The organism is Croceicoccus naphthovorans (assembly GCF_001028705.1).
GTDB lineage: Bacteria > Pseudomonadota > Alphaproteobacteria > Sphingomonadales > Sphingomonadaceae > Croceicoccus > Croceicoccus naphthovorans.
The window spans coordinates 1,634,606-1,659,664 of record NZ_CP011770.1 but is presented as its reverse complement, the minus strand read 5'-3'; the positions used below and the strand labels follow the sequence as shown (position 1 = coordinate 1,659,664).

At 61.5% G+C, this 25,059-nt stretch carries 25 protein-coding genes; 10 read left to right on the top strand and 15 right to left on the bottom strand.

The features are described 5' to 3' along the window. The first annotated feature begins 30 nt into the window (after positions 1–30). Both AB433_RS08450 and AB433_RS08445 read left to right on the top strand, forming a co-directional pair. Positions 31–879, top strand: coding sequence for an AAA family ATPase (locus tag AB433_RS08450; protein WP_047820681.1), 849 nt, complete (start codon positions 31–33; stop codon positions 877–879). 10 nt (positions 880–889) lie between these two features. Beyond that, a complete protein-coding gene (locus AB433_RS08445; RefSeq protein WP_047820680.1) occupies positions 890–2,071 on the top strand; it encodes a vWA domain-containing protein in 1,182 nt (393 codons plus the stop codon). A 1-nt stretch (position 2,072) separates the two neighbouring features. Here the strand turns inward: AB433_RS08445 and AB433_RS08440 are convergent, their stop codons facing one another. Beyond that, positions 2,073–3,269, bottom strand: coding sequence for an exo-beta-N-acetylmuramidase NamZ family protein (locus AB433_RS08440; RefSeq protein ID WP_047820679.1), 1,197 nt, complete (start codon positions 3,267–3,269; stop codon positions 2,073–2,075). Further along, positions 3,266–3,796 (bottom strand): DOMON-like domain-containing protein, encoded by a 531-nt coding sequence (locus AB433_RS08435; protein ID WP_053059066.1) that lies wholly within the window; start codon positions 3,794–3,796, stop codon positions 3,266–3,268. The genes AB433_RS08440 and AB433_RS08435 overlap by 4 nt, the downstream gene beginning before the upstream one ends. Before the next feature lie 123 nt (positions 3,797–3,919). Between AB433_RS08435 and tyrS the strand changes: the two genes are divergently transcribed. The 3 genes from tyrS (at position 3,920) to AB433_RS08420 (ending at position 6,394) form a co-directional block, all read left to right on the top strand. Continuing rightward, entirely contained in the window at positions 3,920–5,149 is a 1,230-nt protein-coding gene (gene tyrS / locus AB433_RS08430) for a tyrosine--tRNA ligase (RefSeq protein ID WP_047820678.1), read from the top strand. Positions 5,150–5,258: 109 nt separating this feature from the next. Further along, a complete protein-coding gene (locus AB433_RS08425) occupies positions 5,259–5,603 on the top strand; it encodes a PilZ domain-containing protein (RefSeq protein WP_047820677.1) in 345 nt (114 codons plus the stop codon). 62 nt (positions 5,604–5,665) lie between these two features. Then, positions 5,666–6,394: an NYN domain-containing protein gene (locus AB433_RS08420; protein ID WP_047820676.1), complete on the top strand. Its 729-nt coding sequence runs from the start codon at positions 5,666–5,668 to the stop codon at positions 6,392–6,394. A gap of 73 nt (positions 6,395–6,467) precedes the next feature. Here AB433_RS08420 and AB433_RS08415 read toward each other — a convergent pair whose 3' ends face one another. Beyond that, positions 6,468–7,694, bottom strand: a complete 1,227-nt coding sequence (locus tag AB433_RS08415) for a tetratricopeptide repeat protein (RefSeq protein ID WP_169749323.1) — start codon at positions 7,692–7,694, stop codon at positions 6,468–6,470. Positions 7,695–8,039: 345 nt separating this feature from the next. Between AB433_RS08415 and gyrA the strand changes: the two genes are divergently transcribed. Then, positions 8,040–10,802: a DNA gyrase subunit A gene (gene gyrA / locus AB433_RS08410; protein ID WP_221403581.1), complete on the top strand. Its 2,763-nt coding sequence runs from the start codon at positions 8,040–8,042 to the stop codon at positions 10,800–10,802. Positions 10,803–10,821: 19 nt separating this feature from the next. Here gyrA and AB433_RS08405 read toward each other — a convergent pair whose 3' ends face one another. Next, positions 10,822–11,484 (bottom strand): lysoplasmalogenase family protein, encoded by a 663-nt coding sequence (locus AB433_RS08405; protein WP_047820673.1) that lies wholly within the window; start codon positions 11,482–11,484, stop codon positions 10,822–10,824. 109 nt (positions 11,485–11,593) lie between these two features. On the opposite strand from AB433_RS08405, the gene trmFO reads away from it, so the two are divergent. Next, entirely contained in the window at positions 11,594–12,964 is a 1,371-nt protein-coding gene (gene trmFO / locus AB433_RS08400) for a methylenetetrahydrofolate--tRNA-(uracil(54)-C(5))-methyltransferase (FADH(2)-oxidizing) TrmFO (RefSeq protein ID WP_047823656.1), read from the top strand. On the opposite strand, the gene AB433_RS08395 is transcribed toward trmFO, so the two are convergent. Together AB433_RS08395 and AB433_RS08390 are read right to left on the bottom strand one after the other, a co-directional pair. Beyond that, on the bottom strand, positions 12,965–13,429 hold the full coding sequence (locus AB433_RS08395) for an EF-hand domain-containing protein (protein WP_047820672.1): 465 nt from the start codon (positions 13,427–13,429) through the stop codon (positions 12,965–12,967). It lies immediately after the preceding gene. 70 nt (positions 13,430–13,499) lie between these two features. Continuing rightward, complete coding sequence (locus tag AB433_RS08390; RefSeq protein ID WP_156170748.1) at positions 13,500–14,168, bottom strand: squalene/phytoene synthase family protein; 669 nt, start codon at positions 14,166–14,168, stop codon at positions 13,500–13,502. Between the two features lie 126 nt (positions 14,169–14,294). Here AB433_RS08390 and AB433_RS08385 point away from each other — a divergent pair, with 126 nt between their 5' ends. Genes AB433_RS08385 through AB433_RS08375 form a run of 3 tightly spaced genes read left to right on the top strand, consistent with a single transcriptional unit; the run spans position 14,295 to position 16,773 of the window. Next, positions 14,295–15,755: a pilus assembly protein TadG-related protein gene (locus tag AB433_RS08385; protein ID WP_047820671.1), complete on the top strand. Its 1,461-nt coding sequence runs from the start codon at positions 14,295–14,297 to the stop codon at positions 15,753–15,755. An 8-nt stretch (positions 15,756–15,763) separates the two neighbouring features. After that, a complete protein-coding gene (locus AB433_RS08380; RefSeq protein ID WP_047820670.1) occupies positions 15,764–16,252 on the top strand; it encodes a TadE/TadG family type IV pilus assembly protein in 489 nt (162 codons plus the stop codon). Beyond that, positions 16,249–16,773 (top strand): TadE/TadG family type IV pilus assembly protein, encoded by a 525-nt coding sequence (locus AB433_RS08375; protein WP_047820669.1) that lies wholly within the window; start codon positions 16,249–16,251, stop codon positions 16,771–16,773. Before AB433_RS08380 ends, AB433_RS08375 begins: the two co-directional genes overlap by 4 nt. A gap of 53 nt (positions 16,774–16,826) precedes the next feature. On the opposite strand, the gene AB433_RS08370 is transcribed toward AB433_RS08375, so the two are convergent. From AB433_RS08370 to cobS, 9 genes are all read right to left on the bottom strand, one after another. After that, entirely contained in the window at positions 16,827–18,182 is a 1,356-nt protein-coding gene (locus tag AB433_RS08370) for a pyruvate dehydrogenase complex E1 component subunit beta (protein WP_047820668.1), read from the bottom strand. Then, positions 18,182–19,267, bottom strand: coding sequence for a pyruvate dehydrogenase (acetyl-transferring) E1 component subunit alpha (gene pdhA / locus AB433_RS08365; RefSeq protein WP_047820667.1), 1,086 nt, complete (start codon positions 19,265–19,267; stop codon positions 18,182–18,184). The genes AB433_RS08370 and pdhA overlap by 1 nt, the downstream gene beginning before the upstream one ends. Positions 19,268–19,392: 125 nt before the next feature. Beyond that, positions 19,393–19,740 carry an FtsB family cell division protein gene (locus tag AB433_RS08360; protein WP_047820666.1) on the bottom strand — a complete coding sequence of 116 codons (348 nt, stop codon included), beginning with the start codon at positions 19,738–19,740 and terminating at the stop codon, positions 19,393–19,395. Positions 19,741–19,894: 154 nt separating this feature from the next. Then, entirely contained in the window at positions 19,895–20,494 is a 600-nt protein-coding gene (locus AB433_RS21005; RefSeq protein WP_218916930.1) for a hypothetical protein, read from the bottom strand. Then, positions 20,491–20,994, bottom strand: coding sequence for a bifunctional adenosylcobinamide kinase/adenosylcobinamide-phosphate guanylyltransferase (gene cobU, locus AB433_RS08355; RefSeq protein WP_179944964.1), 504 nt, complete (start codon positions 20,992–20,994; stop codon positions 20,491–20,493). Before cobU ends, AB433_RS21005 begins: the two co-directional genes overlap by 4 nt. Continuing rightward, a complete protein-coding gene (locus AB433_RS08350) occupies positions 20,991–22,448 on the bottom strand; it encodes a cobyric acid synthase (RefSeq protein WP_047820665.1) in 1,458 nt (485 codons plus the stop codon). The genes cobU and AB433_RS08350 overlap by 4 nt, the downstream gene beginning before the upstream one ends. Further along, positions 22,436–23,371: an adenosylcobinamide-phosphate synthase CbiB gene (gene cbiB / locus AB433_RS08345; protein ID WP_047820664.1), complete on the bottom strand. Its 936-nt coding sequence runs from the start codon at positions 23,369–23,371 to the stop codon at positions 22,436–22,438. Before cbiB ends, AB433_RS08350 begins: the two co-directional genes overlap by 13 nt. After that, positions 23,364–24,347, bottom strand: coding sequence for a threonine-phosphate decarboxylase (locus AB433_RS08340; protein ID WP_047823649.1), 984 nt, complete (start codon positions 24,345–24,347; stop codon positions 23,364–23,366). Before AB433_RS08340 ends, cbiB begins: the two co-directional genes overlap by 8 nt. Further along, entirely contained in the window at positions 24,344–25,054 is a 711-nt protein-coding gene (gene cobS, locus AB433_RS08335; RefSeq protein WP_047820663.1) for an adenosylcobinamide-GDP ribazoletransferase, read from the bottom strand. The genes AB433_RS08340 and cobS overlap by 4 nt, the downstream gene beginning before the upstream one ends. Positions 25,055–25,059 lie beyond the last annotated feature (5 nt).

The following is a 25,059-nucleotide window of genomic DNA, read 5'->3' as shown; positions in this document are numbered from 1 at the left end:
GTCCAAAGCACAGTTAATCAGGATCGATCAATGCAGCGTTTCGAAGGCACCAGCAACTATGTCGCGACCGACGATCTGAAAGTCGCCGTCAACGCGGCCGTAACCTTGCGTCGCCCGCTTCTCGTCAAAGGGGAACCGGGTACGGGCAAGACGGTGCTGGCCCATGAAATCGCAAAGGCCACCGGCGCGCCGCTCATCGAATGGAACGTGAAATCGACGACGAAGGCACAGCAGGGCCTGTATGAATACGATGCGGTCGCTCGTCTGCGCGATGGCCAGCTGGGCGACGAACGCGTCCACGATATTTCGAACTACATCAAGAAGGGCAAATTGTGGGAAGCATTTACCGCGCCCGAACTGCCCGTCCTGCTGATTGACGAGATCGACAAGGCCGACATCGAGTTCCCGAACGACCTGCTGCAGGAACTCGATCGCATGAGCTTCGATGTCTATGAAACCGGAGAGCGGATCGAGGCGCGCGAACGGCCCATCGTGGTCATCACCTCGAACAACGAAAAGGAACTGCCCGACGCATTCCTGCGCCGCTGTTTCTTCCACTACATCAAATTTCCCGACGCCGACACGATGCGCGACATTATCGAGGTCCACTTCCCCGGCATCCAGAAGGCACTGGTCAGCAAGGCAATGGAGATCTTCTACGAATTGCGCGACGTGCCGGGACTGAAGAAAAAGCCCAGCACCAGCGAATTGCTGGACTGGTTGAAGCTGCTGTTGGTCGAGGATATGCCGCTGGAGGTTTTGCAGGACCGCGATCCGACCAAGGCGATCCCGCCGCTCCATGGCGCGCTGCTGAAGAACGAGCAGGACGTCATGATGTTTGAACGCCTCGCGTTCATGGCGCGGCGGCAGGGGCGCTGAGCGCGCGACCATGCTCCTCAACTTCCTCGACGAACTGCGCGCTGCGGGCATTCCGGCCAGCCTGAAAGAGCATCTCGTCCTGCTCGAGGCGCTCGACCGCGAAGTGATCGAACAGTCGCCCGAGGCGTTCTATTACCTCAGCCGCGCGACGTTCGTGAAAGACGAAGGCCTGCTCGACCGGTTCGATCAGGTGTTCCAGAAAATCTTCAAGGGCGTTTTCTCTGACTACGGCCAGAACCCGGTCGACATCCCCGAAGACTGGCTGAAAGCCGTGGCCGAGAAGTTCCTCTCACCCGAGGAGATGGAAAAGATCAAGTCGTTGGGCGACTGGGACGAGATCATGGAGACCCTGAAAAAACGGCTGGAGGAACAGAAGGGTCGGCATCAGGGCGGCAACAAGTGGATCGGGACAGGCGGCACCAGCCCATTCGGCAACGGCGGATACAACCCCGAAGGCGTGCGGATCGGCGGGGAAAGTCGGCACAAGCGCGCGATCAAGGTTTGGGAAAAGCGCGAGTTCGCCAATCTGGACAACACCAGGGAACTGGGCACCCGCAACATCAAGATGGCGCTGCGCCGGTTGCGCCGTTTCGCGCGCGAAGGGGCGGCGGACGAGCTGGACCTCGATGCCACGATCAAGGGCACTGCGCGGCAGGGTTTTCTCGACATCCATATGCGCCCGGAAAAGCGCAATGCGGTGAAACTGCTGCTATTCCTCGACGTTGGCGGATCGATGGACCCGCATATCAAACTGTGTGAGGAACTGTTCAGCGCCGCCACGGCGGAGTTCAAGAACCTTGAATTCTTCTACTTCCACAACTGCCTCTACGAAGGGGTCTGGAAGGACAACCGGCGCCGCTGGAACGAGCGGGAGAAGACGTGGGACGTGCTGCACAAATACGGGCACGACTACAAGATTGTCTTTGTCGGCGACGCGGCGATGAGCCCCTATGAGATCAGCCACCCCGGCGGCAGCGTCGAACATATGAATGAGGAATCGGGCGCGACATGGCTGCAACGCGTGGCGCACACTTATCCCGCCTGCGTCTGGCTGAACCCCGAACCGCAGCGCGTCTGGGATTACAATCAGTCGAACAAGATGATCAGACAGTTATTGAACAACCGGATGTATCCGCTGACGCTGGACGGGCTGGACGACGCGATGCGAGAATTGAGCCGGAAGCAAGGCTAACCTAATACAGCAGCAGTGGCGCAATCGTCTCGCGCCACTCGCCCTCATCCTTGCCCGCCACGGCATCGAGATCGTCCGCTTCGCTGCCCGCATCGTCGACCCATTCGCGCAGCGCGGGGCCGCCGTTGATCACGTCGATGGCCAACCGGTCGAACTCATACTCGTAGGGAAAGTCGCGCCAGATCGGGTAATCGGGATAGAGCCGCCGGATCGCCTTGAACGCCAGCGCCTGCAAGCGCCACGGACGGAAGGCGTGATGATCGTAAAACGCACCCTCGGCGTGGACCATCAGCGCATTGCAAAGCTGTCCGGCGTGCTTGTGAAAAGTCGGCTCGAAAAAGCATTCGCGGATTGCACAGCCCGTCAGCCATTCCGGCGCGAAGCGCTGCATCTCGCCCAACACTGTCTTCGCGTCGATGTCGGGCGCGCCGAACAGCACTTCAAGCGGGCGCGTCGTGCCCCTGCCCTCGCTCAGCGTCGCGCCTTCGATCATCACCGTACCCGCATAGGCACGCGCCATGTTCAGGTTGGCGGCATTGGGGCTGGGATTGATCCAGATGCGGCTTTCGGGCCAGCCAAAACCCGGCCCTTCGGGCTGCCAGCCCTCCATCTCGACCACCCTATAGCGAACGTCGAGATTGAAGTGCCGGATGAACCAGTGCCCCATCTCGCCCAGCGTCAATCCGTGGCGCATAACCATCGGACCTGCGCCGACAAAACTTTCCTGCCCCGGGATCAGCAGCGTACCCTCAACCGGACGACCGGCGGGGTTCGGGCGATCCAGCACCCAGACTTCCTTGCCTGCTTTCGCCGCCTCTTCCAGCATGTAGAGCAGCGTTGTCACAAAGGTATAGATACGGCAGCCAAGGTCCTGCAAGTCGAACAGAAAAACCTCGGCGGTATTCATCATCGCCGCAGTCGGGCGGCGCACTTCGCCATAGAGGCTGAAAACCGGAATGCCGTAGACCGGATCGACCTCATCCTCGGTCTCGACCATGTTGTCCTGCTTGTCGCCCTTCAGCCCGTGCTGCGGGCCGAACGCGCTGGTCACGTTCACCCCCGCCGCAATCAGCGCGTCGAGCGAATGGGTCAGGTCCTGAGTAACCGAAGCGGGATGGGCGACGAGGGCGACGCGGCGGCCGTCAAGCGCGGCGCGCAAGCCGTCGTCGGCGAGCAGGCGATCGATACCGAATTTCATGCAGGCGCTGCTGCGCCAAGCTCTAATGCAAAGCAAGCCGGATCGTGAAAATCGGGCCGTTCACCGCCATGCGCGAGCGCCCAGTAAGACATGTGCCCGCCCGACTCCTCTATCACCGCTGTCAGTCCCGCATGCGACATGCCGCGCAAGTCCCCCTCGGCAATAAAGGCGACCGCCGTTGCCATCATGTCGCCGCTCTCGACCGAGATCTCGGGGATGTGGATAGGGTCGAACGACTTCATGCCTTCGCGCACACTGTCGAACGCATAGGCCGCCCATCGGCCAGAGGGCGCAAAATTGTATTCGCGATAGGCCGCGCCATCGCCCTTCAGAAACAGTTCGAAACAGGTCGTGCGCCACAGATCGTTCTGCCGTCCCCTTCCCGCGAATTCCGGCAGAACCAATTCATCGATGCCGGTAATGCGATACCGCGCCATTGCCCGCCCGTCGGAAAGCCTGACAAGATCGGCAAGGACCGACCGGATGGACCGCGGCGGATGCGCCGGGTGCGGAATCAAGGGGCTCATGGCGCGCACTCTGCGCCGCGCCGCAATATCTGGCAATGTCATTCGGCATGGATCGCGCACGGTTTGGCCGCCACTCACGGCATCTTTGCCTTGGTCGATCCGCGTGCTAGGCGGCGCGGCATTATGAGCACCTACCAGTCCGAGCTTTTGAACCTGCTGTCCTCGCGCGGCTACATCCACCAGATGACCGATGCGGAGGGGCTTGATGCCCTTGCCGCGAAACAGGTCGTGCCGGGCTATGTCGGATTTGATGCGACCGCGCCGTCGCTGCATGTCGGCTCACTAGTGCAGATCATGCTGCTGCGCCGCCTGCAACAGGCCGGGCACAAGCCGGTCGTCCTGATGGGCGGCGGCACGACGCGGATTGGCGACCCCACCGGTCGCGACGAAAGCCGCAAGATGTTGAGCGACGAGACGATCGAGGACAACATCGCCTCGATCCGCAAGGTCTTCCGGCGTCTGCTGACCTTTGGCGACGGGCCGACCGATGCAGTGATGGTCAACAACCACGACTGGCTGGGCCAGCTTGGTTACATCCAGTTGCTGCAGGAAGTGGGCACGCATTTCACCGTCAACCGGATGCTGACGTTCGATTCGGTCAAGCTGCGGCTGGATCGCGAGCAGCCCATGACCTTCCTCGAATTCAACTACATGATCCTGCAGGGATACGACTTCCGCCACCTGTCCAAGGAAATGGACGTGCGCCTGCAGATGGGCGGGTCGGACCAGTGGGGCAATATCGTCAACGGCGTCGAATTGGGCCGCCGCATGGACGGGCAGGAACTGTTCGGCGTGACCACCCCGCTGCTGACTACGGCCAGCGGGGCCAAGATGGGCAAGACCGCCGCCGGTGCGGTCTGGCTGAACGAGGATATGCTGCCGAATTATGATTTCTGGCAGTATTGGCGCAATTGCGACGATGCCGACGTGGGCCGGTTCCTGCGCCTCTTCACCGATGTTTCGCTGGAGGAAATTGCCAAGCTGGAAACGCTGGAAGGCGCGGCGATCAACGATGCCAAGGTCCGCCTTGCCAACGAAGTGACGGCGCTTGTGCGCGGCCCCGAAGCTGCCGCCGCCGCCGAAGCCACCGCTCGCGAAACCTTCGCCGGTGGCGGGCTTGGCGCGGATCTACCGACGCTGGATATCCCGGCGGACGGTACGACGGTCATGGAGGCGCTGAAGGCGTTGAACTTCGCGGCTTCGAATGGCGAGGCAAAGCGCAAGGTCGGCGAAGGCGCTGTAAAGCTGGACGATGCACCGGTCGGCGATCCGAACCAGATCGTGACACTGAAATCGGGCACCACCGCCAAGCTCAGCCTAGGCAAGAAAAAGCACGCGATCCTGCGCAGATAGTTTTACCCGGGGCGGCTGCGGAAACGTTCACCCAAAGCCGCTCCGTTTACCAATTGTTCGCCATTGGCGGTTACCTTCCCATTCACACGGACAGGAAGGACCCCCAATAGTGATCGGTGGCGCACAACTCTCGGTTACAGACCTTCGCCAGGCAGCTCGCCACCCGGTCGATTACCCGGTTCTGGCCGAACATCGCCGCATCGGCGACATCCACATGCACATCACCAATGTCTCTTCCAACGGCTTCATGGTCGAAGGTGATCTGACGATCGGCCGAGGCGAACGCGTCATGCTCCGTTTGCCCGAAATTGGCCGGATAGAGGCCCACGTGATTTGGGTGGCCGAAGGCCGCGCCGGGTTTCAGTTCGAACGCATTTTGCGCCCCGATGCCTTTGCCTGCATGGTGAACGAGATGAAGCCGCGCGCTAAAGCGAGGCCCAGACTTCGCAAGTAGAGGCTGCGCAGGGAAGTGCGCGCCCTTGTAAATCCGTGCCATAGCCCGCACATCGCGGGGCAATGACAGAACAACTTCTTAAAAACATCGCGTTGTTGATCGACGCGGACAACACCACCCCGGCGGGTATAGATCCGGTGCTGACGGCCCTGGCCGAATTGGGCCAGGTCAACATTCGGCGCGCCTATGGCAACTGGGCCAAGCCCGGCCTGAAGAACTGGGCGCAGATCACCAACGATTACGGGATTCGCCCGCAACAGCAGTTCGACCTGACCAAGGGCAAGAACGCGACCGACATGGCGATGACCATCGACGCACTCGACCTGCTCTATCAGGGTAAGGTCGACGGTTTCGGCATCATGAGCAGCGATAGCGACTTTACCCCGCTGGTATCCCGGCTGCGGCAGGACGGTCTGGTCGTTTACGGCTTCGGATCGAAGAACCGCGCGCCGCAAGCATTGCAGACCGCATGCACCCGCTTCATCGATATCGACGCCCTGATCCGCGACGATGCCGACGATAGCGACACCGGTGGCAAGTCGAACGCAAAGTCGGACAAGGAACCGGTAGACGAAGCATTGATCACACTGCTGGGCAAGGCATGGCGCGCGGCCAATCGCGGAGAGGACGGCTTTGCCCGGCTTGGCGAGGTCGGCCAGATCGCGGGCAACCGGTCGAACTTCGACGTGCGCAACTATGGCTACAAACGGCTGACCGACATGATGGAGGCGCTCCCCAATTTTGAGGTGCAGCGCCGCAACGGCCAGTCTTGGGTAAAGCGTTTGCGCTGATTGCCAACATTCAATGAAAAGGGGCGGCACCTGCGAAGGCGCCGCCCCTTTTGTTTTCAGATCGGATAAAAGATCAGGCCGCCTGATCGTTCACGTAAGCGATCCAAAGCCGTGCCAGCGACGAACGGGTCGTGCCCTGCACCTGCTCGAACGTGGACTTCGCCTCGTCGAACTTGCCTTGATCGGCCAGCGCAATGCCAAGGCCGGTCAGCGCGCGATCCTTGTCGGCCACGCCAGCCGAAATGGCCTTGCGGTACATCGCTTCGGCTTCGGCACCCTTGCCGTAACCGAGGTAGACGTCACCGATGGCCGATGCGGCTGCACCGTCGCTGGTGCCCTTGGCGTCGGCGTTCAGTTCCTTGAGGACCTGATCGTAACGCGACTTGGCCAGCTTCAGCTCGTCAGCCGCCAGCGCGCTGCCAGAGAACATGCCCGCGGCATTGCCCTTTTCAACCAGAGCGACAACCTCTGCCGGACGACGGCGCGCGTCGGCTGCGGCAAGGTACGCCATGTACTGGCGGCGATCGCTCAACGCGTCGGCGCGATACATCAGACGCAGCAGGTCAAGCTCTTCTTCCTTCGAATAGGACGAAAGCGCGGAAAGAACCTTGTACGCTTCGGTCCGGTATTCGGCGCGCGGATTGCTTTCGATCACGCGAACGGCCCACTTGGCCGCCTCGTCGTTCAACCCGTTGTTGGCGGCAATTGCCAGACCACGGAACGCCGAGACATCCGAAGCGGCTTCACCGGCAGCCTTGCGCTGGGCGATACCCTTGTCGATCGTGGCAAGCGCCTTCGCAAAGTTCTGATTCTGGACGTAGACCTCGGCCAGCGTATCGGACACCGCCGGGTCGTTCGGCATCAGCGTGGCGGCCTGTTCAAGATAGGTGCCCGCCGCTGCATAATCCTTCATGTTATAGCCAAGCTGACCGGCGGCCAGATAGACCTTGCCCTGGCTTTCGGCAGGCAGCTGACCACTGTCGAGCATCAGCTTGATGCCCTGATACTGCATGGCGATATCCTGGGTCTTGGCTCCGATGTTGTAGATCAGCTGACCACCGGTGAGCTTTTCGTCCGCAGACGCGATCGTGGCGGCAAGCGCAGGCACGGCGGCCTTGGCACCGGCGGCATCGGTTTCAACCTGCTTGGCCAGCGGCTGGTAAGCGCCGACGAATTCCTTCGAGAATTCCCCAGCCGATTTCTTCTTGGCCGCAACGGCCGGTGTGGCCACACTGACCATGCCAACGGTACCCATGGCAAGAACAGCGGCCATCGCGGCGCGCGAGATCGAACGTTTCATCAATTGCTCCTCAGTCATCCAGCGCAGCGCCGACCATCCCGGTTCGCCACTGCTCACATAATTTCGTTCGGGCGACGCCATGCCGATTTTTACCCAAGGAGGCAACCGGACACCGGGGTCGCTCGGTGCTTGCAATCCAACTAGGGGACCGCGACTGAACGCGCATTGAATGATGCGTTGGAAAGACCCATCCGGCAGTCCGGTCCAACAATGCGGCGAATTGTGGAAAAAAGGACGATTTGCAGGGCACAAATGCGCCGTTTGCTGGCCATTCCAGCCCCCCTCGCCTAGGGTTTTTCATGATCTGAATCATAGAGCCACAAGAGCCGCAATTTCGTGAACGACCTGACCGATTCTACCCCCCTGCCCGGCGATCCCGATATCGAGCCGATCGACATCGTCGATGAGATGAAGTCGAGCTATCTCGACTATGCGATGAGCGTGATCGTCAGCCGCGCGCTGCCAGACGTGCGCGACGGGTTGAAGCCGGTGCATCGCCGCATCCTCTTCGCCAGCCAGGAAGGTGGTTTCGTCGCCGGCCGGCCCTATCGCAAGAGCGCGAAGATCGTCGGCGACGTGATGGGTAACTATCACCCGCACGGCGACAGCGCCATTTACGACGCGCTGGCCCGCATGACGCAGGACTGGTCGATGCGACTGCCGCTGATCGACGGTCAGGGCAACTTCGGATCGATGGACCCCGATCCCCCGGCATCGATGCGTTATACCGAGGCGCGTCTGGCCAAAGTGGCGAATTCGCTGCTCGACGATCTCGACAAGGATACGGTCGATTTTGCCGACAACTATGACGGTTCGCGCTCTGAGCCGACGGTGCTTCCGGCGCGTTTCCCGAACCTTTTGGTCAACGGCGCGGGCGGCATTGCGGTCGGCATGGCGACCAATATCCCGCCCCACAACCTGGGCGAAGTGATCGACGGCTGTCTTGCCATGATCGAGAACCCGGGCATCACGGTGGACGAGTTGTTCGAGATCATTCCGGGGCCGGATTTCCCGACCGCACCGCTCATCCTTGGCCAGTCGGGCGCGCGCAATGCCTATCGCGAAGGGCGCGGTTCGATCCTGCAACGCTGCCGTCATGAGGTGGAGACCGGACGCGGCGACCGTCGTTCGATCGTGTTGACCTCGATCCCGTTTCAGGTCGGCAAATCCGGGCTGGTCGAAAAGATTGCCGAGGCCGCGAAGGACAAGCGGATCGAGGGTGTGTCCGACATCCGCGACGAATCGAGCCGCGAAGGCATGCGCGTCGTCGTCGACCTGAAGCGCGATGCCTCGCCCGAAGTCGTGCTCAACCAGATCTGGCGTTATACCCCGGCTCAGTCGAGCTTTCCGGCGAACATGCTGGCGATCCGTGGCGGTCGTCCCGAAGTGCTGAACCTGCGGGATATCCTGCAAAGCTTCATCCACTTCCGCGAAGACGTCATTACCCGCCGCACCAAGTACGAACTGAACAAGGCGCGCGAACGGGCGCACATCTTGCTCGGCCTTGTCATCGCGGTTTCGAACCTTGACGAGGTGGTGAAGATCATCCGTGGTTCGGCCAGCCCGGCAATTGCGCGCGAAAGCCTGTTGGCCCGCGAATGGCCGATGGGTGAAATCGCACAGTACATTCGCCTTGTCGAAGCGATCGAGGATGATGACGACCTCGACAAGCTGCCGACCTATCAGCTTTCCGAAACGCAGGTTCGCGCGATCCTCGACCTGCGTTTGCATCGCCTGACTGCGATGGGCCGCGACGAGATCGGTGCAGAGCTTGAGAAGCTGGCTGCCGATATCGCAGGTTATCTCGCGATCCTTGGCGATCGGGTAAAGCTGTACGAGGTTATGAAGGGCGAACTGCGCGAAGTGCGCGACGCCTATGCCACCCCGCGCCGGTCCGAGATCGCGCCCGCGTGGGACGGGATCGAGGACGAAGATCTGATCGAACGCGACGAGATGGTCGTGACGGTCACGCTGGGCGGCTATATCAAGCGAACCCCGCTCTCCACCTTCCGCGCCCAGGCACGCGGCGGCAAGGGCCGCGCCGGGATGGCGACGAAGGAAGAGGATGCGATAACCAACCTCTTCGTCACGAGCACGCACAATCCGGTCCTGTTCTTCTCGACCGCGGGCAAGGTCTATCGCCTGAAGGTGTGGAAGCTGCCCGAGGGCGGTCCAACAACGCGCGGACGACCGATGGTGAACCTGCTGCCGCTGGCCGAGGGTGAGACGATCCAGACGGTGCTGTCTCTGCCGGAGAACGAGGACGAATGGGGCGGTCTGAACGTCATGTTCGCCACCGCCAACGGCACCGTGCGCCGCAACTCGATGGCGTCGTTCACCAACGTGCCGTCGAACGGCAAGATCGCGATGCGCTTCGACGACGATAGTGACGATATCCTGATCGGCGTGGCGCTGCTGACACCAGACGACGACGTCCTGCTGGCCAGCCGTCAGGGCAAAGCGATCCGCTTTGCCGCCGACGATGTGCGGGAATTCCAGTCGCGGACGTCGACCGGTGTGCGCGGCATGACGCTGAAGGGTGATGACAAGGTCATCTCGCTATCGGTGTTGCACAAGTCCGACCTCGACAAGCGTGAGGAATACCTTCGCGCCGCTCCTTGGAAGGAAAACGAGGCCGAAGCGACGCTGGATGCCGAGACGATGGCCGCGATGGAAGATGCGGAGGAGTTCGTCCTTACCGTCTGCGCCAATGGTTATGGCAAGATGAGCTCTGCCTACGAATATCGCCGTACCGGCCGTGGCGGTCAGGGCATTACCAATATCGACAACATCGGTCGCAACGGCCCGGTCGTCGCCAGCTTCCCCGCTCACAAGGGCGAGCAGCTGATGCTCGTCACCGATCAGGCCAAGCTGATCCGAATGCCGTTGACCAGTCTGCGTGTGATCGGTCGCGGCAGTGCGGGCGTGCGCCTGTTCGATGTGGCCAAGAACGAACACGTCGTCAGCGCGGCCCGCATCGACGAGCAGGAAGCGCCCGAGAATGAGGCCGAGGAAGCGGTGGTTGAGGAAATCGTGGGTCGCGACGCCGATCCGACGACGCCCGAAACCACGCAGGATCGTGACGATCCTCCGCCGACAGACGTTTGATGCGAATAGCGAGCGGGCGTCAGGCCCGCTCGCGCCGCAGACGACTGACCACGCCGGTCGCAATCATCAACTGACCGGCATAGTAGACAGGCCAGACCAGCCACGCGGCGATGCTATTGTCGCGCAAGATCGGGCCTTGTGTGGCAAACAACAGCAGTTCGGAAACGACGAACAGCACCGCACCCACGCCCACGCGATAGCGCGAAAATCGACTGGTCCATGCCAGAGCCGCCATGATCGCCATCAACAGCGAGAACCCGGTCGCGAGGGCCCGACCCTCTTCGCCGGCCAGCAGCAACCACGACACGACCGGCACCGCAATCGCCAGCACAAGGGCCAGCGCCTTTTGCGAACCGACGATGTTTTCACGCCGGTTCGACCAATAGAGCCAAATCGCGGCAAGCAGAGAAAAGCTCATCACAGTACCGGCCGCGGCGAACTGCAACTCGCTGAACATGTCGGCAATCGCGGCCAGAACCAGAACCGCGGTAAGCAACATGCCGTCGCGCCCCAGATGCCGCTGAAACGCGTAAACCGCCAAAAGGGCGACCGGCACGCCTTTCCAGACAAACTTGTAAATGCCCGGAATCGCCGGATCGCCGCTCAGAAACAGCCAGGCGAGTGCGACCAGCAGGCTGGCGAACAACCACGGCCTGCGCTCGACCAGTGCGCGTTTTACCATGATGCGACCTTCATGCCTGCGTCCCCCGGATAAATTGCATCGAACGCCCCCTTTGCATTTGCCATCGGGGATAGGCAATCGCTAACGCGCGCCAATGGAAGATCAGGGCATGACACATCAGGTTCACATCATCGGCGGCGGACTGGCCGGAAGCGAGGCGGCGTGGCAGCTTGGCCGTCGCGGCATTCGCGTGCGCCTGTCCGAAATGCGCGGAGGTGGCGATACGACACCCGCGCATCAGGGCGATGGGCTGGCGGAACTGGTGTGCTCGAACTCGTTCCGTTCGGATGACGACACCGCGAACGCGGTCGGCCTGCTCCACCACGAAATGCGGCAATGCAATTCGTTGGTCATGCGCGCTGCGGCGGAGGCACAGGTCCCAGCCGGGTCGGCGCTGGCCGTGGACCGCGATGTCTTTTCCGCTCATGTCGAGAAGGCGCTGACCGAACTGCCCACCGTCGAAATCGTGCGAGAGCGGGTCGATGTTTTGCCAACCGATGGCCTGACCATTGTTGCAACCGGCCCGCTAACCGCCGCTTCGCTGGCGGAGAGCATCGGCGGCGCGACGGGCGCGGACAGTCTTGCCTTCTTCGATGCCATCGCACCCATCGTCCATCGCCATTCTGTCGACATGGACGTCTGCTGGATCCAGTCGCGCTGGGACAAGAAGACCGAGGCTTCGAATGAAGACGGCGACTACATCAACTGCCCGATGAACAAGGAGCAGTACCTTGCGTTTCGCCAAGGTCTGCTCGATGGCGAAAAGACCGAGTTCAAGCAGTGGGAAGCCGACACGCCCTATTTCGAAGGCTGCATGCCGATAGAGGTCATGGCCGCGCGGGGTGAAGATACCCTGCGCTTCGGCCCGATGAAACCGGTCGGCCTGGACAACCCGCACGACCGCACGCCCGAATTTCCGCAGGGCCGCTGGCCGTATGCGGTGGTGCAGCTGCGGCAGGACAACAAGCTGGGCACGCTGTGGAACATGGTCGGGTTTCAGACCAAGCTTAAGCACGGCGCGCAGGTCGACCTGTTCCGCACCATCCCTGGTCTGGAGCAGGCCGAATTCGCCCGGCTGGGCGGGCTGCACCGCAACACGTTCCTGAATTCGCCGCGGTTGCTGGATCGCCAGCTTCGCCTGAAATCTGCGCCGCATATTCGCTTTGCCGGGCAGATCACCGGCTGCGAAGGCTATGTCGAGAGCAGCGCGGTCGGGATGGTTGCAGGGATGATGGCGGCGGCGGAACTGGCGGGAGAAAACTGGACTTCACCCCCTCCTACGACTGCATTGGGCGCATTGCTGTCGCACATCACCGGCGATGCCGAGGCAGAGAGCTACCAGCCGATGAACATCAACTTCGGCCTGTTCCCGATGCCGGAAGAGCAAGTGCACAAGAAAGCGCGCAAGGCGTTCTATACCGAGCGGGCCAAACGCGACCTGTCGGCGTGGTTGGGCACGGCGCAGCCCGTTCCCGCCTGATCAGCAGGAGCAGCTGGGCTTCTTCTTCGGCTTCCGCTTCGGCGCGGTCGTCGCGAATTCGGCTTGCGTCAGGCGGTCGTTCTGGTCGGCATCCGCCCCTTCGAACCGATTGACCGTCGTCACCGCCCACTCCTCGAACGTCAGCAGGTTGTTGCCGTCCACGTCCAGCTTGCGGAACGCGGCAACGCGGGTCGACAGCATTTCGTTGCGCGTAATGATCAGATCGCGGTTGATATCATAGCGCGCAAACCGGCGCTGCTCGTCATCCATCTTCGCCGCCGTCGGTAAGGCGGGGCCCTGCAATTCGGCTACATCCGCACTGGGCAGTGCCTCCGGTTCGGCGCTCATGGTCTCGGCCGAAGGCGGGGGTGCGGCAACCGGGTCCAGCGCCCTGCCCTGCCACCAGAACAGGCCAACGGCGACAAGCAGCAAAGCCCCGAAGGCTCCAATGATCGTGCGGTTCATGATGTACGTCCTATTGCGGAGCGTATTTCTAACCGGTTGAGAACGAGTGAAAACCCCGCATCGCCATTCTTCAACGGCCAAGCCACCCAGTGCGCAACGCCGCCAGATAGCTGCCAAAACCGCCAGCCTGCCCCGCCATGGATCGCATTGCCAACTGTTCCAGAACCCGCACAGGCCGGGCGATCCGCGGCATGGAACCCTCCGCCGCCGCGCGATAGAGCGACAGCGCCATCGCGCGTTCGCCCTCGTCGGACAGGTGCGATGCGATGTCCGCCAAGGCCCAGCGATACCCCGCCCGAACCGCGTCTTCGGCCTGATCCGATTTGCCAGCCAACCGGGCGATAGCCCCCGCCACATCGCCCCGCGCCCCGGCCAAGGCCGCGACGGACGCGGCATCGAGCGGCTCTTCACCCACCAACATTTCCCACCCTTCGGCAAGCCGGGCCAAGACCCGCGCTTCCCCGCCCCATTTCGCCAGTGCGGCAAGCAACGGCTCACCGCTCGGCCGATCATCAGCGGGCTTGTCCAGAACCTCTCGCCACCATGTCAGCCGCATCTGCGCCAGCATCGGTTCGCTTGCGGTTGCGACGATATGCGCGAATCGGCGATCCAGCGCGAAGAATCCGCCCCAGAATGAACGCGATGCGGCAGGTGCGAAGGTCAGCGAAAGGCGCATCGGCGGCGGAAACGATGCCAGCGTCTCCTCCCAAAACCCCCGATTGTCAGGCGTATCGCTCACTAACATTGCGTTAACCATGTTCCTTCAAGGGGTGATTACCAGAAACCGCCTAGATTCAGGGTGAAACTATCATTTCAGGCGTGCGCCAAAGGCACATCTGGACCTTAATTTGCAAGGGAGCAATCGATGGTCCTCCAAGCTTCGACCCGCAAGGCCAAGACATTTCTTAAGCGTTTTCGCAAGGATACAAGCGCCAATGCGCTGATCCTGATGGCCTTCGGTGCTCCGATGATCGTCGGCGGCGGCGGCTTTGCCATCGACTTTACCCAAATGTACCTGTGGCAAAGAGAGCTTCAGTACGCAGCCGACCAAGCCGCGCTGGCCGGGGCATGGGAACTTGCTGAAGACCCCAACAGCCTGGAGTTCCAAGCACGCGGCCTTCGCGAGTTTCAGGCGAACGAGGCGGTGACCAAGGGCATCAGCACCAACCCCAACATTTTCATGTCGGATTATGCCGGGGAAACGAACAACGCGGTGACGGTCGAAGTCAGCGCGACCCGGATGCTTCCTTTCACCAGCTATTTCACCGGCAGGGCAAGCACCGTATCGGTGCGCAGCCAGGCAGCCTTCAGCGGCGGCCTTGTCTGGACCGAATGCCTGAAGGCTGTCGACCCCGAAGCTGCGGGCGCGATTACGTTCAACGGTAACGCCCTTTTCACCGCGGGTTGCGGCATCGCCGCGCTTTCGACTTCTGCGCGCATCTGCGCCAATCAGGACGATGGATCGACCGGCTACATCGACGGCGAATGCATCACCTATTGGTACGGCGAAGACGCCATTGAAGCGAACGGCACGCCGACCATTCAGGCCGGTACCATCGTCGCCGCAGGGACCATCGATGACGAGATCGAGGAACTGAGTGACGACGAAATCGTCGAGAACTTCGACGGCCTGTACGATCAATTTGCCGACCTTGTGCCGCCGATCGAAGCCGTGGGCGACACTCCGGGAAGTTATACCTGCAAGACCACCGGCAAGGGTAAGAAGAACGACAACGGAAACGCGCCGCAAATCGGCGTGGCCACACCGGGCGTCTATCCGGGCGGCATTACCGTTAGATGCGATACGGTGTTCGAAGCTGGCATCTATGTAATCGACGGCGGCGAACTCTCGATCGGCGGCAACTACAGCACACTGGCGAACGGCGTTCTGTTCATCCTGACCAATGAGGCCGGCCTGAAAATCAACGGCACATCCCAGAATGGCGAAAGCAACGACATCAACCTTCAAGGCATCACAAAAGATACCCTGATGGGTCAGCCCTACAACCTCAGCGAAGAGTATGCCGGCAGGCTCGAAGGCATGTTGATCTATGAAGATCCGGAATCGGAAGGGAACAATCCTACCGGCGAAGGCAACGGCAACATGATGAACGGCACGTCCGACACATGGGTCAGCGGCACGATCTATATGCCGAAAAGCACGCTGTCGCTGGGCGGAACCGCGCAGGTCGCGAACATCTGCCTGACGATCATCGCCAACAAGATCAAGCTGTCGGGCACCACCGACCTTACCAGCTTCTGCCCGAATGACGGCCCGACGCACGGCGAGTTCGTGTTCCAGGGCTCCGTAAAGCTGGTTGCGTGAGGCTTGCCATGAAGTTCCTCAAACGCCTTTGCCGCGATGAACGCGCATCGACGCTGATCGAAACCGCGTTCGTGGCGCCCGTACTCGTCGCGATGACGCTTGGCGGGGTAGAGATCAGCTCGATGGTGGCGCGCCAGACCGAGCTGCAGACGATTTCCGCCAATGCCATGGAAATCATCATGGCCTCTGCTCCGACAAACCAGGTAGAGGCCGATCAAACCATGGCGGAGGTCAAGGCCTATATCGCCCAACGCAGCGGCCTGACCGCGTCTAACGCGGGCCCCGAGATCGGCGAAGGGCAAGCGACCGTCTACATGCGCTGGCGCTGCGGCAACAACAGTGAACGCCAGGCCGAAAAGGGATGCGCGAACGAGGCGCAGACCGAAAGCGTGTTCCTCGTCATCTATATGCGCGACAGTTACTCGCCCGTGTGGACCGAATACGGCATCGGCAGCAATTTCGAGTATAAAGTCAAACGATCGGTGCAAATCGGATGAGCAAGCAAGGCTTCCTGAACCGCTGGCGCAAGGACGAAACCGGCACGACCATTATAGAAGTCGCGATCCTGTTTCCCGTGTTGATCTCTATGCTGATCGGCGTGTTTCAGGTCGGCCTCTATCTTCAGGCGCAGAATTCGGTGCGCAGCCTGGCTGGCGAGATGAGCCGGTATATGGCCGTCGAAGCGCAGAAGAACAACGTGCTGACCGACTCGCAGATCGAGATCAAGGCCTTCACGCTCGCCGTTACGGCACCCTATATGCTGCAGGCGGACCGCTTGCAGGTTTATATCGACGATTCTCCGACCCAGGACATGGATCGCGTGCGCAAGATCGACGTCAACATGATCTATGACGTGCCCAGCCTGCTCGGCTTTTCAAAGGTTCCGGTCCTGACACTGGACTATACGCGGACGGTCTTCGTGCCCGCTCCGCCACCGCCCGAGGATGAAGCCGTTGGAACCGGCGACGGCACAGATGGCGGTGTCGATGGAACGCCGGACAATCCCATCGGCACCTGACACAAAAAAGGGCGGGAATTCCCCGCCCTTTTTCATTGGCAAATCACTTCCGCTCAATCGCGGTAGCAGACCTTTTTCACCGCCTCGATAATGCGCGGCGTATCGATCAACGCCGCCTTTTCGAGATTCGCGGCATAAGGCAGCGGCACGTCTTCGTTGTTTACCCGCATCACCGGCGCGTCGAGGTCGTCGAAGCCCTGCTCCATGCAGATCGCGACGATTTCGCTGGCGATAGAACACGTCGGCCAGCCTTCTTCGGCCACGACCAGACGGTTCGTCTTCTTCAGGCTGGCCAACACGGTTTCCGCATCGAGCGGGCGCAGCGTGCGCAAGTCGATCACTTCGGCATCGATCCCCTCACCCGCCAGGGTCTCGGCGGCTTCCAGCGCAAGACCGACACCGATCGAGTAGGACACGATCGTGACATCGCTACCTTCGCGCATGATCCGCGCCTTGCCGATGGGCAGAACCCAATCGTCAACCTCGGGCACGTCGAAGCTCTTGCCATAAAGCAGCTCGTTCTCAAGGAAGACCACCGGGTCCTCGCTCCGGATCGCGGCCTTCAGCAAGCCCTTACCGTCCGCCGCATCATAGGGCGCAATCACGACAAGACCGGGAACGCTGGCGTACCACGGGCCATAGTTCTGCGAGTGCTGCGCACCGACCCGGCTGGCCGCGCCGTTGGGTCCGCGAAACACCACCGGACAGCGCATCTGGCCGCCCGACATATAATTCGTCTTCGCCGCAGAGTTGATGATGTGGTCGATCGCCTGCATCGCGAAGTTGAAAGTCATGAACTCGACAACCGGGCGCAGACCGCCCATCGCCGCACCGGTGCCGATACCGGCAAAGCCGTACTCGGTAATCGGCGTATCGATCACGCGCTTCGGCCCGAATTCATCGAGCAGGCCCTGCGTCACCTTGTAGGCACCTTGGTATTCGGCCACTTCCTCGCCCATTACGAAGACACGGTCGTCGGCGCGCATTTCCTCTGCCATCGCATCGCGCAGGGCTTCGCGGACGGAGGTCGACTTCATCGCCGTGCCTTCGCGCACTTCGGGATCCTTGGCGATCTTTGGCGCGGCCTTGGCGGGATTCGCTGGCTCTGTCGGCGGCGTTTCCTTGTCTTCCGCCTTGGCCTCGGCTGGCGCATCTGAAACGTCGCCGCCATCGCCGTTCAGCACCGCGATGACGGTGCCGACCTTCACGTTTTCGCTACCCTCGGGCACCATGATTTTCCCGACAGTGCCTTCGTCGATGGATTCGAATTCCATCGTGGCCTTGTCGGTCTCGATCTCCGCAATGACGTCGCCGGGCGAGATTTCGTCGCCTTCCTTGACCATCCACTTGGCCAAGGTGCCTTCCTCCATCGTCGGGGAAAGTGCGGGCATTTTCAGTTCGATCGCCATCAGTAGCTCTCCACCAATACGTCGGTGTAGAGTTCGGACAGCCGCGGTTCGGGCGAGCTTTCCGCAAAGTCTGCCGCTTCGCCAACTTCGGCGCGGATCGCCTTGTCCATGTCCTTCAACTTGCCCTCGTCAACGCCGCGCTTGACCAGTTCGGCCTTCGCCGCCTCGATCGGGTCGTGCTTGTCGCGCATTTCCTTGACCTCTTCCCGGCTGCGATACTTCGCCGGGTCGGACATGGAGTGGCCGCGATAGCGGTAGGTGTTCATTTCCATCAACACGGGGCCGCCGCCGCCGCGCACGTGTTCCAGCGCGACTTGCGCAGCGCTGCGCACCGCAAGCACATCCATGCCGTCGACATCCATGCCGGGAATGCGGAACGCGGTGCCGCGACGGTGGAATTCGGTTTCCGCACTGGACCGCGCGGTGCTGGTGCCCATTGCATACTGGTTGTTTTCGATGACGAAGATGATGGGCAACTGCCACAGCGCAGCCATGTTGAAGGTCTCGTAGACCTGCCCCTGGTTCGCCGCACCGTCGCCGAAATAGGCGAGGCACACGCCGCCGTCTTCGCGATACTTGTGCGCGAAGGCGAGGCCTGCACCCAGCGGAACCTGCGCACCGACGATGCCGTGGCCGCCGTAGAACGCGTGTTCGGTGCTGAACATGTGCATCGAACCGCCCTTGCCGTGGCTGATTCCGGCTTCGCGCCCGGTCAGTTCGGCCATGATCACTTTCGGATCGATACCATAGGCCAACATGTGCCCGTGGTCGCGATAGCCTGTGATGACGCTATCCTTACCCTCGGCCAGCGCGGACTGAAGCCCGACGGCAACCGCTTCCTGCCCGATATAAAGGTGGCAGAAGCCGCCGATCAGACCGAGGCCGTAGAGCTGACCCGCCCGTTCCTCGAAACGCCGGATAAGCAGCATCGTTTTATAGAATTCGAGAAGTTCATCGTCCGAGGCCTTATACGGCCCAACTTTCTCATACTTTTCCTGCAACGAACGCAGGGCGAAATCGGGATCATCCGCAGGCGAAGCGACAGCGGCCCGCGCCGGGCCGCTCTTCGATTTCCGTGTAACCAATCGAGCACCTCAAAATCTTGGTTTCGCGTGCCGAAGAGGGAGAGTGCACGCGTTCCGTAACGACGACTACAAGACCAGTTGCCATTTCTGCAAGCGCGAATGGCGCGAATGCAGATGCATTTCGCTCAATCGTCTCGCGAAACGACCACCTCGTCCGGGTGCGCCACATTCAGGTTGCTGCGCAGCAATTCGCCGACAAGGTCGGGGTCGGCGTTGTTGGGATCAAGCAATTCGACCCGGTTGGCGATCCGCTCCCGCTCTGCCCGAAGCTGCGCCAGTTCGGCATTGCGCTTTTCGAGCACGGTCGCGGATTCGCTCCACGCGCGCAGTCCGGTCGGCCCGACAAGAGCCATCGCGCCAAGAAAGATCAGCGCGCCAACAGCCACGACCCGCCCGAAGCGACGCTTCGGCAGGTGTGGACGGGCAACAACCCGCCGACGCTTTCCCAGCTGCAAGAAATGGTTTCCGGCCATTAAGGATGGGAATCATAAAACGCGGTTCGCCGCAAGTACGCGATGCACGAAATTCGTTACGGTGGATAAGAATTGCGCTGTGTTGAGGCGGTTGGGCGGTTTTCGGACTGCCTTTGCTGGTTCCAGCTTGCCGACGACAGGATTGTCCTTCGCTTCACAACGGACGTCTCCGGCGCGTTGCGCCTTCACCTGCGAACCTGGGCCGATCCGTTATGACCCACCAAAAACTAAACCGCCCCCGGATGGAGACGGGTTTGCCCTTGGTGCGCCGAACCGGACAATAGTGGGCACTCAGATCTTTGGAGATTTTCAATTGCCCTGCCCCGTTGATGTCTGCTTTGCGCCATGTGTGGACGGCTCTCGGTTGGCAAGGGTTTGGTGAGCTTTTGCGGGGGCTGGCCGGTGCGGCCATGTGTCCGGCCCTCAGCCAGGTCCGGCGGCTGCCTTGCACGGCACTGCGGATAACTGCCATGGCGCCGGCGAACAGCGTCTGCTGCAGATAGTGGTTGCCGGCCTTGGCGACCGAGACCATCCGCCACGCCAGCATCCAAGCCAATAACCTCAACTTCCGCCATGACACTTCTCGTCCGAACAAAGCGGAGCAGATCACATCTGACTCCACCGGGGGTGAAGATTGCTCCAGTGCATCAATCTCGGACGTTCGACACAGTCTTGGAAGATGCTGGAAACAGGGTTTTCTTTCTCGATCGCGGCGCACGCTACAATGAATCTGCGACAGCGGTAACGTGGTCAAGGTTTCAGGATTAACGGCAATCCCGCTACAATCATGACTACTTCGTCGGCGCTGGCAGCTATCTGTTGGTTTAGCCGTCCAGCTTCGTCTCGAAAACGGCGGGCAAGACTGTTCTCAGGTACGATACCGCAACCGACTTCGTTAGAGACCAGCGCCACCGGGCGCCTTGATTGTGAGATGGCTTCGCATAGCTCCCTTGCCGGAACCGGCCTGTCGGTCAGGATCAGGTTTGAAAGCCATAAGGTCACGCAATCGACGAGGATTGCGTCGGCGTGCCGATCCGCATCAGCGATTGCATTCACCAGGTCGATAGGAGCATCGATGGTATGCCAGCGGGGCCCCCTGTCACATTGGTGACGCTCTATGCGTTGTTTCATTTCGGTATCGAGCGGTTGCGCCGTCGCGATAAAGGCGAGCTCGCCGGCATTTCTTTCGATGCGTTGCTGGGCGTACCGGCTTTTGCCCGATCGTGCGCCGCCAAGGACAAGCAGACTGCTCACGCGCCTGGACCCCGTGCCAAGGCGATCAGCCCGTCGATATCGAGCGAATTCTCAAGGACCTCAGCAATGACGTTCAACGCCGTGTCGACCCGACTGCCGTGTTCGCCGCCGTGGGATCGCGCACCGATCCATGCCAGCAGAACCTGCCGCAATGCGCCCGAAGCCAACATGCCGTGACAATAGGTTCCGATTACCGTTCCATCGGCGCTCTGCGCACCGTCGGGGCGCCCATTGCCCAGCATGGCGAAATGTCGGGCGGTATCGGGACCCGTGGTGCGGCCCATGTGTATCTCGTAACCGTCGAAAGTCGCATCGAAAGCCTTGCCGCTAACCTGCATGACGCGCTTTTCTGCGCAGAGGACGGTCTCGACGTCCAGAAGCCCAATTCCATCGGCATCGGCCACGCACCCCTCGACCCCGTCGGGATCGCTGATCTTGCGGCCCAACATCTGGTAACCTCCGCATATTCCCAGGATTGCGCCGCCACGCCGGTGGTGGGCGATGATATCGATGTCCCAACCCTGATCGCGGATGAAGGCGAGGTCGGCGATCGTGGCCTTGGATCCGGGCAGAACAATCAGGTCGGCGACAGGAATCGCAGTTCCGGGCGGGATCATTGTCAATTCGACCCCGGGTTCGGATTTCAGAGGATCGAGGTCGTCGAAATTCGCGATACGCGGCAGGATCGGGCAAGCTATACGCTTTCGTCTGGGGGTTGGCCCTGCCGCGCGCTCTAATACCACCGCATCCTCACTGGGCAGGTGATGTGCCCTGTCGAGCCACGGAACCACGCCGTAACCTCGCCAGCGCGTCAGTTCCTCTATGGCGGCATAGCCATCGTTGAATAGCGCCGGATCGCCGCGGAACTTGTTGATGATGAAGCCGCGTATCATTGCTTCGTCTTCAGGCGCGATCACGGCCTTCGTTCCGGCCAATGCGGCGATTACTCCGCCGCGATCAATGTCGCCCACCAGAACGACGGGAACACCTGCTTTTCGCGCAAAACCCATGTTGGCGATGTCGCCTGCGCGCAGGTTGATCTCTGCCGGTGAACCTGCACCTTCGACGATTACCAGATCGCAGCGCGCGCAAAGGCGGGCATGACTTTCCATTACAGCGCCCAGCAGATGCCCGCGCGCTTCGCGAAATGACGAAGAGCCCAAGGTGCCGCGCACCTGCCCATGCACCACGACTTGCGATGTTCGGTCTGCCTGCGGCTTCAGCAGGACGGGATTCATGTCGACATGTGGCTTAACGCGCGCGGCGAACGCCTGCAGCGCCTGTGCGCGTCCGATCTCTCCCCCCTCGGGCGTCACTGCGGCGTTGTTGGACATGTTTTGCGGTTTGAACGGTAGGACCGATATTCCGCGATTGGCCAAGGCCCGGCATAGCCCCGCGACCAGCACCGTTTTCCCGACATCGGACCCCGTGCCCTGCAACATCAACCCGGCCATGCCGATACTCCTGCGATGATCCAGAGCAGCGCACATGCCCTGACATAGATACCGATTGCCTTACGCAGATGCCGGGCGCCTGCCTGCAAGCCTTGGCCTATGACGGGCCTCTCGTAGCGGACGCCGTCGTAGCTGATCGGCCCGGCCAGCGTTATGCCCAGCGCTCCCGCCATGGCCGCTTCGGGCCATCCGGCGTTGGGCGATGCGTGCTTGCCACGATCGCGGTGCATTATGCGCCAGCCGCCGCCACCGCCCAGACAGATGAGGGCGCCTGCGATGCGGGCAGGCAGCCAGTTTGCCAGATCGTCGCACTTTGCCGCGGCCCAGCCGAAGTCACGCCACGGTTCCTCGATATGTCCGATGAGGCTGTCTGCGGTGCTGAGGGCCTTGAAAGCCCAGATGCCCGGCAGTCCCAGCAACGCCAGCCAGATCAGGGGCGCGACCACACCATCGCAAAAGCTTTCGGCAAGGCTTTCGATTGCGGCACGCGATACGGCCGCCTCGTCCAGTTCGGCGGTGTCACGCCCCACGATATTCGCGACGGCACACCGTGCTCGCTCAAGGTCGCCGTTCTCAAGCGCGACAAGAACAAGCCGGACATGATCCAGCAGGCTGCGTTGTGCGATTGCCGGAAAGACGAGGATCGCAGTAGCGAGCCAACTGTAGGAACCTAAAATGTATGCTGCGATCAGTTCGGATACCCATGCTCCGGCGCCTGCAAACCCCATGACCAGCACGAGCGTCGCTGCACCGCCGATGCGGCGCATGTTTGGCGTGCCATGCGGCTTGTTCCATCGACGCGCCCCCGCGTCGATCACGCGGGCAAATGCTCCCACCGGATGGCCTATGCGCCGATAGAGCCATGCGGGCCACCCTAATGCTGCATCAAGCGCCATTGCCGTGAATGCCACCGGTTCAGCCATGGGCCAGCACCGTGTGGACACGATCCAGAGCCGTGCGATCGGCAGGGATGCCGAAGCGGAGCCAATGATCGTTATCGCAAAACGGGCGGGTCAGAATCTGGTGGCGCGCAAACCGTTCGAACAGCTCGCCGGCCCGTTCCGTTTCGACCAGTCTGAATAGCGGAGAGCCGCCAGTCGGCACAAGCCCGTGTGCCAACAGGACTTCGTCCAGAGCCCTTGCTCGCAGCGGAAGATTTGCACGTGTCGCGGCGATCCAACCACGATCCGCATAAGCCTTGGTCCCTATCTCGATCGCGGGAGCCGAGATCGGCCATTCTCCCAGAAGGTGCCGAAGCACGGCGGTAATAGGCGGAGGCGCGATGGCGAAGCCAAGCCGGACGCCAGCAAGCCCGAAAAACTTGCCGAACGAACGCATGACGACAAGATTTCGCTCATTGCTCACGAGACCGGCCACGCTCGTATCCGGTGCAGGGTCGGCAAATGCCTCGTCAACGATGAGCCATCCGGCCATTGCCTCCTGATCGCCGAGCCATTTGCGCAGCGTCTCGTGCTCCACGACGCGACCGTCCGGATTGTTGGGATTGGCTGTCAGCAGGGCGTCTGCCTTGCTCTCGCAATGGCCGATCTGGCCCGGTTTGCTGACTGCAAAGACTTCTGCATGGGTGCGATAGCAAGGCGGCAGATATCGGCCCGGAAGATCGATAAGGTTTCCAAGCAGGCGCAAGCCGATTTCGCTGCCCGGAACCGCGCAGCACAGCGCCGGATCAACGCCGAAGTACCGGGCCGCGACCTCCTCCAGTCGGGCGAGAGACGATGGTGCGGGCAAGGCCTGCCAATCGAACCGCAGAGGCTCTGGCATTGGCCAGGCTACGGGATTGATCCCGGTCGACAGATCGAGCCACGGCAGGTCGCCATCCCCAAATTGCGCACGCGCGTCATCAAGCCTGCCACCGTGCCAGCGGAACCCATCGTTCATGACATTGCCACCCATGCCAGCAGCAGGGTCGTCTCCACAATCTCGATCCCAGCGCCGTGGCTATCGCCCGAGATGCCACCAAGGCGGGATCGGCACCACAATGCCCAAGCTCCGATGGCGGGAATTGCGACCACCAGCGAAGGTAGATACCAAGCCATTGCCGCGGCAAGTACGCTCCAGATAGCAAGGTGATGCCAACCTGTGGCGGCGGCGAACATCGTGCCCATTCCCTTGTGAAGAGGCGGCAGCAGCAGTGCCCAGGCGAGCGGACCGATCCTTGCCGCGCAGCAGATCGCGGGCAGAACCCAAAGGCCGCCGCGTTCGGCAATCAGGGACAGCAGGATCAGCTTGGCCACAAGCTGCATTGTGATGGCAACGACACCGAAGCTGCCGACATGCGGATCGGCCATGACAGCCGACAGGCGCGTCGGGTCCTTGTGCGAGGCCCCGGCCGCGTCGGCCACGTCAGCCAGACCGTCCAGATGCAGCGAGCCGGTGATCGCGGCCCACGCGGCAACTCCCAGAAGAGCGGCAAGCAACGGTTCGACCGACTGGCCCGCGAAAGCTGCGCCCCAGACGACTGCGCCGATGACCGCGCCCGTCACAGGAAACCACCGCATTGCAGCGCCGGCGTCATGGGTATTCGCACTGACCGCGGGCAGCGGTATGCGGGTCATGAACTGAAAGGCGATGACGAGAGATTTCACGTTCG

Excerpts from the sequence above, each read along its gene's own strand:
- AB433_RS08375 (WP_047820669.1), top strand. The coding sequence starts at position 16,249 with ATGAGCAAGCAAGGCTTCCTGAACCGCTGGCGCAAGGACGAAACCGGC.
- AB433_RS08360 (WP_047820666.1), bottom strand. The coding sequence starts at position 19,740 with ATGGCCGGAAACCATTTCTTGCAGCTGGGAAAGCGTCGGCGGGTTGTT.
- AB433_RS08415 (WP_169749323.1), bottom strand. The coding sequence starts at position 7,694 with ATGAAACGTTCGATCTCGCGCGCCGCGATGGCCGCTGTTCTTGCCATG.
- AB433_RS08385 (WP_047820671.1), top strand. The coding sequence starts at position 14,295 with ATGGTCCTCCAAGCTTCGACCCGCAAGGCCAAGACATTTCTTAAGCGT.
- AB433_RS08340 (WP_047823649.1), bottom strand. The coding sequence starts at position 24,347 with ATGAACGATGGGTTCCGCTGGCACGGTGGCAGGCTTGATGACGCGCGT.
- AB433_RS08420 (WP_047820676.1), top strand. The coding sequence starts at position 5,666 with ATGACAGAACAACTTCTTAAAAACATCGCGTTGTTGATCGACGCGGAC.
- AB433_RS08445 (WP_047820680.1), top strand. The coding sequence starts at position 890 with ATGCTCCTCAACTTCCTCGACGAACTGCGCGCTGCGGGCATTCCGGCC.
- AB433_RS08380 (WP_047820670.1), top strand. The coding sequence starts at position 15,764 with ATGAAGTTCCTCAAACGCCTTTGCCGCGATGAACGCGCATCGACGCTG.
- AB433_RS08350 (WP_047820665.1), bottom strand. The coding sequence starts at position 22,448 with ATGGCCGGGTTGATGTTGCAGGGCACGGGGTCCGATGTCGGGAAAACG.
- trmFO (WP_047823656.1), top strand. The coding sequence starts at position 11,594 with ATGACACATCAGGTTCACATCATCGGCGGCGGACTGGCCGGAAGCGAG.
- AB433_RS08440 (WP_047820679.1), bottom strand. The coding sequence starts at position 3,269 with ATGAAATTCGGTATCGATCGCCTGCTCGCCGACGACGGCTTGCGCGCC.
- cbiB (WP_047820664.1), bottom strand. The coding sequence starts at position 23,371 with ATGGCTGAACCGGTGGCATTCACGGCAATGGCGCTTGATGCAGCATTA.
- tyrS (WP_047820678.1), top strand. The coding sequence starts at position 3,920 with ATGAGCACCTACCAGTCCGAGCTTTTGAACCTGCTGTCCTCGCGCGGC.
- AB433_RS08395 (WP_047820672.1), bottom strand. The coding sequence starts at position 13,429 with ATGAACCGCACGATCATTGGAGCCTTCGGGGCTTTGCTGCTTGTCGCC.
- AB433_RS08450 (WP_047820681.1), top strand. The coding sequence starts at position 31 with ATGCAGCGTTTCGAAGGCACCAGCAACTATGTCGCGACCGACGATCTG.
- AB433_RS08370 (WP_047820668.1), bottom strand. The coding sequence starts at position 18,182 with ATGGCGATCGAACTGAAAATGCCCGCACTTTCCCCGACGATGGAGGAA.
- AB433_RS08435 (WP_053059066.1), bottom strand. The coding sequence starts at position 3,796 with ATGAGCCCCTTGATTCCGCACCCGGCGCATCCGCCGCGGTCCATCCGG.
- AB433_RS08405 (WP_047820673.1), bottom strand. The coding sequence starts at position 11,484 with ATGGTAAAACGCGCACTGGTCGAGCGCAGGCCGTGGTTGTTCGCCAGC.